The organism is Lactobacillus delbrueckii subsp. delbrueckii DSM 20074 = JCM 1012 (assembly GCF_001433875.1).
Lineage (GTDB): Bacteria > Bacillota > Bacilli > Lactobacillales > Lactobacillaceae > Lactobacillus > Lactobacillus delbrueckii.
Genome location: NZ_AZCR01000002.1, coordinates 57,064 through 65,481, shown reverse-complemented (window position 1 = coordinate 65,481; position 8,418 = coordinate 57,064). Strand labels below are relative to the sequence as shown.

At 52.1% G+C, this 8,418-nt stretch carries 9 protein-coding genes; all 9 read right to left on the bottom strand.

What is annotated here, in order from left to right:
* Positions 1-496: cell division protein FtsQ/DivIB (locus FD23_RS10085; RefSeq protein ID WP_236743854.1), on the bottom strand; the 496-nt coding region annotated here is incomplete at its 3' end.
* A 23-nt stretch (positions 497-519) separates the two neighbouring features.
* Positions 520-1,632, bottom strand: coding sequence for an undecaprenyldiphospho-muramoylpentapeptide beta-N-acetylglucosaminyltransferase (gene murG / locus FD23_RS00900; RefSeq protein ID WP_025895135.1), 1,113 nt, complete (start codon positions 1,630-1,632; stop codon positions 520-522).
* Position 1,633: 1 nt separating this feature from the next.
* Positions 1,634-3,016 carry a UDP-N-acetylmuramoyl-L-alanine--D-glutamate ligase gene (murD, locus tag FD23_RS00895; RefSeq protein WP_025895137.1) on the bottom strand — a complete coding sequence of 461 codons (1,383 nt, stop codon included), beginning with the start codon at positions 3,014-3,016 and terminating at the stop codon, positions 1,634-1,636.
* A gap of 6 nt (positions 3,017-3,022) precedes the next feature.
* Positions 3,023-3,985: a phospho-N-acetylmuramoyl-pentapeptide-transferase gene (mraY, locus tag FD23_RS00890; RefSeq protein ID WP_025895138.1), complete on the bottom strand. Its 963-nt coding sequence runs from the start codon at positions 3,983-3,985 to the stop codon at positions 3,023-3,025.
* 7 nt (positions 3,986-3,992) lie between these two features.
* Complete coding sequence (locus tag FD23_RS00885) at positions 3,993-6,155, bottom strand: penicillin-binding protein (protein ID WP_025895139.1); 2,163 nt, start codon at positions 6,153-6,155, stop codon at positions 3,993-3,995.
* Positions 6,155-6,511, bottom strand: coding sequence for a cell division protein FtsL (gene ftsL, locus FD23_RS00880; protein ID WP_004560514.1), 357 nt, complete (start codon positions 6,509-6,511; stop codon positions 6,155-6,157). The genes FD23_RS00885 and ftsL overlap by 1 nt, the downstream gene beginning before the upstream one ends.
* 11 nt (positions 6,512-6,522) lie before the next feature.
* Positions 6,523-7,467 (bottom strand): 16S rRNA (cytosine(1402)-N(4))-methyltransferase RsmH, encoded by a 945-nt coding sequence (gene rsmH / locus FD23_RS00875; RefSeq protein ID WP_025895141.1) that lies wholly within the window; start codon positions 7,465-7,467, stop codon positions 6,523-6,525.
* Positions 7,468-7,469: 2 nt separating this feature from the next.
* On the bottom strand, positions 7,470-7,901 hold the full coding sequence (gene mraZ, locus FD23_RS00870) for a division/cell wall cluster transcriptional repressor MraZ (RefSeq protein WP_025895142.1): 432 nt from the start codon (positions 7,899-7,901) through the stop codon (positions 7,470-7,472).
* Positions 7,902-8,032: 131 nt separating this feature from the next.
* The gene (locus FD23_RS00865; RefSeq protein WP_025895143.1) at positions 8,033-8,362 is read right to left on the bottom strand and encodes a DUF3397 domain-containing protein; all 330 of its coding nucleotides are present in this window, start codon (positions 8,360-8,362) and stop codon (positions 8,033-8,035) included.
* Positions 8,363-8,418 lie beyond the last annotated feature (56 nt).

The following is an 8,418-nucleotide window of genomic DNA, read 5'->3' as shown; positions in this document are numbered from 1 at the left end:
CCAGTTCTCCGTTGGCTAGAATTTTCCGGTAGCTGGACCCGTCTTTAATATAGCCGATCACTTTCCGCTCATGCACCTGCATGTTCAAGGTGTTCAGCCCCTTGACCGATAAAGTGACCGAAGCCACTTCAGGATATTTAGCGGCCAGCTTCTTGCTGATCTTCTTTTGCCCCCGCAAGGCATCAACGACCTTGTCAGAAGCCTTGATCTGGGCTACTTCAACCATGCTTTTGCCATCCAGGTCATCAGCTCCGAGCACCCTGACCGTTGATACGTCGGCTAAAGGCGAGACGTAGTAGGTTAAAAAAGCGATAGCCGAAAGGCAGACGGCCATGATCGAACCCAGCCGGGTAAGCAGGCCCCGCCGGCGTTCTTTCTTAAGCAAAGTAAGCTGGCTCGACAATTTGCGCGTTTCCTGCCCCTGTCCGGGTTCGTGGCGTAAGAATTTAGAGAGCTCCTCTTCTGGGTCTCTGCGGGTTATCCGTTTGCGAGCCATTGCTTCCTCCTAATCGTTTATTATCAGTTCTTTTTGGCAATTTCCTTCATGACCTTGATGACCTGGTCAGATGCATCGGGCACGCCCAAGGCCTTGGAAGCCTGCCGCATTTTTTCGGCATAGCTCTGGTCCAAAAGCAGGTGGTCAATGGAGGACACGAAGGTGTTTTCGTTCAGATCATCTTCCGCAATCACCAAAGCCGCCCCGGCCTTTTCCAGGTCCATGGCATTCTTCATCTGGTGGTTGTGGGTCACGTTAGGACTGGGAATCAAGATGACTGGCACGCCCAAGGCCGTGAACTCAGCCAGGCTGGTTGCCCCGGACCGGGAAACAACGCAGGTCATTTTCGGCAAAAGGCCCGGCATGTTGGCGATATACGGCACGACCTTGATGGAGTCGCCGTAGTCAACATCAGCCAGCTTTTTCTCAATCGCGTCATAGTAGTAAGTCCCGGTTGCCCAGATCACTTGGTAAGGCTTCTTCTTCAGCTCCATCAAAGACTTGAGCATGACCCGGTTGATGGCCAAGGCGCCCCGTGAACCCCCGAAGACCAGGACAGTCGGAATCTGGGGGTTAAGGCCCAAATCGCCTGCCAAATCAACTGGCTTGGCATTTAAGCTCAAAACCTGCTGGGAACGCGGGTTGCCGGTCTTGACCAGCTTCTTTTTTTCCGAAAATTCCTTGGCCGCGTCGTCAAAAGTATAGCAGATCTTGTCCACGTAGTGGCCTAAGAACTTGTTGGCCACCCCGACCACGGAGTTGGACTCATGGATCATGGTCGGAATCTTCATCTTGCTGGCTTCGTAGACAATCGCCCCGCTGACGTAGCCGCCAGTGCCCAGGACAACGTCCGGCTGAAAGTCAGCCAAAATTTCCTTGGCCCGCTTAGTCGCCTTTAAAAAGAGCTGGATGGTCTTAACATTGTTCAACAGGTGCTTTCTGTCAAAGCCTTGGATGTCGATGGTCTTAAAGTTGACCCCGGCGGCAGGCACGATCTTGGATTCCAGCCCCTTCTTGGTGCCGACGAACAAAATCTCATCGTCTTGGCAAATACCTTCTTCCTTCAGGCGTTCAATCAAGGCCATGATGGGATAAATGTGGCCGCCAGTGCCGCCACCAGAAAAAATAACTCTCATTTTATTTCTCTTCCAATTTTTTTACATACTTGACAAAATATTCGCCGCGTTCTTCAAAGGTCTTGAACTGGTCCCAGGAAGCGCAGGCCGGTGAAAAGAGCAGGACGTCGCCGGCTTCAGCCAGCTTGGATGCTGCCTTAACCCCTTCATGCAGGTTGTCAACGACCACGATGGTCTTGATTCCGGCCTTTCTGGCCGCGTCCGCCAGCAGGTAACGGGTTTCCCCGTAAGTTACGATGGCCTTGACGTGCTTTTTAAACAGATCAACCAGGGAGTCAAAGACAAAGCCCCGGTCCAGGCCCCCGGCCAAAAGGACTTCCGGCTGCTTGAAGGACTGGATGGCCACGGTGGCTGCTTCAATGTTGGTTGACTTGGAGTCATTGTAGACCTTGACCCCGTTAAGGGTGGTCACGTACTGCAGGCGGTGTTCAGCCCCGGTGAAGGTGGACAAAACGGCCGCGATGTCGTCCTTGCCCGCCCCCATCAGGCTGCTGATGCCGATGGCAACCAAGGAGTTTTGCAAATTGTGGATCCCCGGCAGCTTGATGTCGGCAATCTTCATCATCTTTTCTTCGCCATACATCAAGTAGTCCTGGCCAATGTAGAAGTCTGCAGCTGGATCATTTTCACTGAAGGTCAGAATCTTGGCCTTAGTTGCCTTTTCTTCTCTAGTCAGGATATCTTTTTGGTCAAAGTTGGCCAGGAAGTAGTCGCTGGCCTTTTGGAAGCGGCCAACGTTCAGCTTGGCGTCAACATAGTTATCAAAAGTCTTGTGGTAGTCCAGGTGGACATTGTTATAGATGTCAACGATGGCGGCTACCTTTGGCTCAATGTCGGTTACCCCCATCAGCTGGAAGCTGGACATTTCCACGACCAGCAGGTCGTCTGGGCCGGCCTGGTTTAAAACTACTTCAGAAATCGGCCAGCCGATGTTGCCGACCGCGTAAGCGTGGTGGCCCTGCTTTTGCAGGTAGTGATCCATGATCTGCTGGGTCAGCATGACCGTGGTGGTCTTGCCGTTTGAACCAGTGACGCAGACATAAGGCGACTCACTGGCGCTTAAAGCAACTTCAGGTTCAGTGATGATCGGAACCCCTTTTTCGCTGGCCTTAGCCACCATCGGGTTCTCGTAAGGGATGCCAGGGTTTTTAACCAGGTAGTCAAACTTTTCCTGGTCAAACAGGTCAACCGGGTGGCTGCCGCCAATTACTCTGACGCCCAGGTCAGCTAACTGCTTAGCCTTCGGGTCAGCAGCCAGGTCGGCCTTGTCATTTAAAGTCAAACGCGCGCCCAGCTTAAGGAGCAGCTTGCTGACCGCGAAGCCGCTCCGGCCCAGACCTAAAACAAGAATGTTTTTACCAGCATATTTATCGATTTCTTTCATCGTTAATTATCCCCAAATCATCAAGTAAATTCCGCTGCCAACCAGCCCGACCAGCCAGAAGACCAGGTCGACCTTCCATTCAGACCAGCCCAGCATTTCAAAGTGGTGGTGGATTGGCGTCATCTTAAAAATCCGCTTGCCAGTCGTCTTAAATGAGGCAACCTGCAAGATAACGCTGGCCGTTTCGCAGACAAAGACGATCCCGACCAACAGCAAGGACCATGGCCGGCTCAAGAAGATGCTGACTGCCGCCAAACCGCCCCCGAGGGCCAGGGAACCGGCATCCCCCATGAAAATCTTGGCCGGCTTGTGGTTGAACATGAAGAAGGCTGCCAGGCCCCCCATTACCGCCATACAGAAGACCAGAACGCCGAAGTTCTGGCTCTTAAAGGCCAGCCAGGCGTAAGTGCCGTAAGCGATAAAGGACAGACCGGTTGCCAGGCCGTCCAGACCATCAGATAGGTTGACGGCATTTGAAAAGCCAACCAGCCAGAAGACTTCAAACAAGGTAAAGAGGGCCACGTTCTTGACCACCCCGGCAAAAGGCAGGTAAAGAGCGAAGTCAAAGTTGTCACTGGCCGCCAGCAAAACGATACCAGCAGCAGCGACGAGCAGCTGCAGGGCCATTTTTTGCCAGGCTCTCAGGCCCAGGTTCCGCTTGAAAAAGAGCTTCAAGCCGTCATCCAAAAAGCCGATGATCCCGTAGCCCAAAAGGGCAACTAACAAAATCCAGACTGTCTTAGGCAGCTGGCCCTTGTAAGCACAGATGGCAACCGTTGCGACCGCGGCTGAAAGCACGAAGACCGTGCCCCCCATGGTCGGGGTCCCCGACTTCTTTTCATGCCATTTCGGCCCTTCATCCCGGATCTGCTGGCCTTCGTCGTGGCTTCTCATCCAGATGATCAGCCATGGCAAAAGCAAGGCGCTCAGTACCAGTGAAATCATAAAAGCAATCAAACTTGCTTGCATCGATCTATTACTCCTTTAACTCTACTTTCAATTTCGTCCCTGATTTAACTACCGTCCCCTGGGCCAGGCTCTGTGACTTGACCTTGCCGCTGCCTGACAGCTGCAGCTTGATGCCGGCCAGGGAGGCGTAGGCCTCAATCTGGCTTTCACTCCAGCCGGTAAAATCCGGCAGGCTGATCTTGCGGCTAGTCAAGACAAAGACGGTGCTGCCAACGGATACCGTTTCACCGGCCCCTGCCTTTTGGCTGAGGACCTTGGAACCAGTCCCCAGGCGGACCAGGGAAAGGCCATTTGAGGTCGCGGTCTTTTTCGCCTTGGCATAGGTCATGCCGGTAAACTTCGGCACCTTGACCACGGCCGAAGCTGACTTGTCCCCCTTGTTCAAAAGAACCAGCCAGCTCATCATCGGCTTAAAGATCTGGGCCAGGATGGTTTCGGCCCCGCTGCCCAGCTTGCTTGGCTGCTTCATGGTCAAATAGATGCAGTAGCGGGGATTGTCAGTTGGGGTAATCCCCACGACTGAGAAGACATAGTCCCGGTCCCCGGTCATGTAGCCGCCGGTTGACTTGGCAATCTGAGCCGTCCCGGTCTTGATCCCGAAGTCCTTGCCCTTCATGTAGTAGATGTGGCCGGTCCCGATTTCCTTGTCCAAAACCTTCTTCATGTTCTGCATGACTACTTTTCTGGTCTGGGCCGTAAAAATCTTCTTGCCAACCTTCTGGACCTTATAGCTCTTGATCGTCTTGCCCGAAGAATCGGTGATTTTTTCCACCAGTTGCGGCTTAACCATCTGCCCGTTGTTGGCCAGGGCACTGTAAACCTGCATCATCTGCATGACATTGACCGTGACCCCTTGGCCAAAGGAAGTTACCGCCTGGTCAACCGGACTTGAGAAGGACAAGCTGCCGGAAACTTCACCTGGCAGGGTAATCCCGGTCTTGTGGGTGATCCGGAACATCTTGAGGTACTTGCGCCAGAGCTTGGCCCCCATCTTCTTTTCCAGGTAGACCATCCCGACATTGCTAGAGCGCGGGAAGGCCTGGGAGAACGGAATCGTCCCCCAGCCGGACTTCTGCCAGTCGTAGATAGTGGAGCCGGAAACGGTGATTGACCCTGACCGGTAGTAGGACTTAGGGTTGTAGTTGCCGCTGTTGACCGCGGCGGCCAGAGACAGGATCTTGAAAACAGAACCCGGCTCATAGCTGGACTGGACCAGGAGATTGCTGCTGGCCTTGCTGATTCCGGCCTTGGTCTGGGAGTTGAAGGTCGGCCGCTGGGAGGCTGCCAGGATCTTTCCTGTCTTCAAGTCCTCAATGACCGCTGTCATAGCTTTCGGCTTGTAGTTCTTCTGCACCTTGCTCATATAGGTTTCCAGGGCGCTTTGGAGCTGAGAGTCAATCGTCAAATATAGATTGTCCCCGTCTTTAGCCGCCTTATAGGAGTGGGATCCGATTGGCAGCTGGTTTTCTGAAGAGTCAACCATGCTGGTCTCATAGCCGTTTGTCCCCTTGAGGATCTTGTTGAAGTAGGCTTCAAGCCCGGTCACCCCTTCCAGTTCCGTCGTCTGCGTCTTGGAATTGTTTTGAGAAACCGTATAGCCGACCACGTTAGAGGCGAAAACCCCGTTTGGATACAAGCGCGACGGCGTTTCCATGAACTTGATCCCGGTCAGGTGCATGGCCTGGATCTTCTTTTTCTCAGTCAAGGTTAGACCGGACCCGGCCGTCCCGAACTGGACCTGGAAAGTATTTTTATTTTTCGGGTTCAGATACTTGAGGATTTTTGCCTTGGAAAGGGGCAAAACCGTGGCCAACTTCTCAGCCGTTTTCTCCTTGTCCTGAACATAGAGCGGTTTCTTGTTGGAGTCAACATAAGTCTTGTCCAAAATCGCGTAGACCGTGTAGGTGTGGGAGTCCTGGGCAATGATTAAGCCGTTCTTGTCATAAATCGTGCCCCGGTTAGCGGTCAATACGGTGTTGCGGCGGTAGATCGCGGCAGTTCTCTTGCTGATGTCCTGGCCATCAATCGTTTTTGAAATCGACAAATAAAGCATGCGGTAGGCAAAAAAAAGAAAAACCAAAGCAACGACTAGCTCTAGAATTCTCCCAACTGTAAAGCGATAGCCGTGTGCTCTGGATTTTATTTTTCCTAAATTAGTGGTCTTCTTCATTAGCGAATTGTCCTAATGTTATTTTCACGCAACTTCAGTCCTTGACTTTGGGCGATCTTGTTCAAGCGGGTATTTGATGACAGCTCACCGATTTCCTGCTGCAAGTCAGCTGTTGCGTTCTTTTGCTTGGTAATTGATTCCTTGACGTTGGTCAGCTGCCGCTGGGCGTAAGTCGCCGAAACGCTAGCCGACACGTTCAAAGTAATCAAGGCAACTGCCCCAAGCAGGCCCAAGACTGCCAGCAGCTTTTCAAAAGCTGAGTATGGCACCTTCTGCGGATCAACCACCAAACGAGGACTTTTCCGGGCTTCCTCTTCTGGTTCGTAATTGTATTTTCTAACTGTGTTTCCAGCCATTGTGGTCCTCTTTATAACTTCTCTGCTACTCTTAACTTTGCACTGTGTGATCGGTTGTTTTCCGCCAGTTCTTCCTCGCTGGCCGTAATCGGCTTGCGGTTGACCAGGCGTAAAGTTGGCTTGATCCCCTCGGGCACAACCGGCATCCCGCGGGGAATTTCAACTTCTGAATACTTCTTGAAGGTCTGCTTGACGATCTTGTCTTCCAAAGACTGGAAGGTGATGACGGAGATCCGGCCGCCGGGATTGAGCAGGCTGATGGCTTCTTCTAAAGATGCCCGCAAAACGTCCAACTCGTGGTTAACTTCCACCCGGATGGCCTGGAAGCTCTTCTTGGCCGGGTGGCCGCCGCTGCGGCGGGCTGCTGCCGGAATTGCTTCCTTAATGATCTCCACTAACTCAAAAGTAGTTTCAATCGGCTTGACCTGTCTTTTTTCAACGATCTTTCTGGCGATCTGCCGGGAAAACTTCTCATCGCCGTAGCGGTAAAGGACGTCAGCCAGCTGCTTTTGGTCATACTGGTTTACCAGCTGGTAAGCATCAAAGTCCTGGCTCTGGTCCATCCGCATGTCCAACCTTGCGTCAAAACGGTAGGAAAAACCGCGTTCAGCCTGGTCCAATTGCGGAGATGAAACACCCAAGTCGTAGTAGATGCCGTCAATGCCGCTAATCCCCAGCTTGGCCAGCTCCTCTTTTAAATGACTGAAGTTGTTGTGGACCAGCTGCAGGCGGGGCTGGCTGTCTTCTTTTAAAAAGGCAGCAAAATTGCTCTGGGCGGTGTCAATCGCGTACTGGTCCTGGTCGAAACCGATTAGATTTCCTTTGTCCAGCTTACTAAGCAGGTATCTTGCATGCCCGCCCCCGCCGAAGGTGGCATCCACATATGTGCCGCCGCTTTGTGGGGCCAGGTTGTCGATTGTTTCGTGCAATAACACGCTAGTATGCTTAAATTCCATCTTTATAACTCGATATCGTCCAAATCTTCCACAATTTCATCATAACTTTCGTTGGCTTCGTCAGAATACTCTTCCCAGCGCTCCTTAGCCCAGATTTCAATCCGGTTGGAGACGCCGACAATGACGCATTCCTTGACCAGTCCGGCGTGCTTCTTCAAGGTGGGGGACAAGTTGATTCTCCCCTGCCTGTCGAATTCGCCTTCCATAGCGCCGGAATAAAACATCCGGGTAAAGCTTCGCGCGTTCTTCTTCGTCAAGGGAAGCTTGGCCAGTTTGGCCTCGATCTTGGCCCATTCCGTCAAAGGATAGCCAAAAATGCAGCCTTCCATGCCCCGGGTCAAAACCATGGCTGGCCCAATCTGTTCACGCAGCTTGGCCGGGATAATCAAACGGCCTTTGGCGTCCAAATTGTGCTGGTATTCGCCCATGAACATGGCAGACTCCTCCCTTCTGTTAACAATTTACCACAAATCCCCACTTTAAACCACAATATCTGAAAAGCACAAGCAGATTTCCGAAAAAATTAAAAAACTGCCAGCCGCGCTAAGCGGCTGACAGTAATTTGTCAGATCATAACGACCAAAATCAATCCGCAATACCAAAAGAAACTGCAGGCATCCAGGTAGGACCAGAACTGGCGGAACATCTTCCCTAAGGAAATGTTCTTGTTGATCATGGCCCATCTGATGGCGGCCAGCAATATCAATATGAAGTAAAGCAAAAAGCCGGCCGGTAAAAAGGATGGCACGCCCTTTAAGTTGGTCATCAGCTGACAGGCGTAGATCAAAAAGAAAGGCATGACGTCATAGCCTTTAAAGGCGGCATTAGGCCAGATCAGGTTGACCAGGTAGGCACAAGCCAGGCCAAAGACCGGCAATAAGAATATCATCAGCATAATTTTCCTCCATCTGCTAGCTAGTTTAGCACATTTTTATTTTTCTCTTAAAGTGC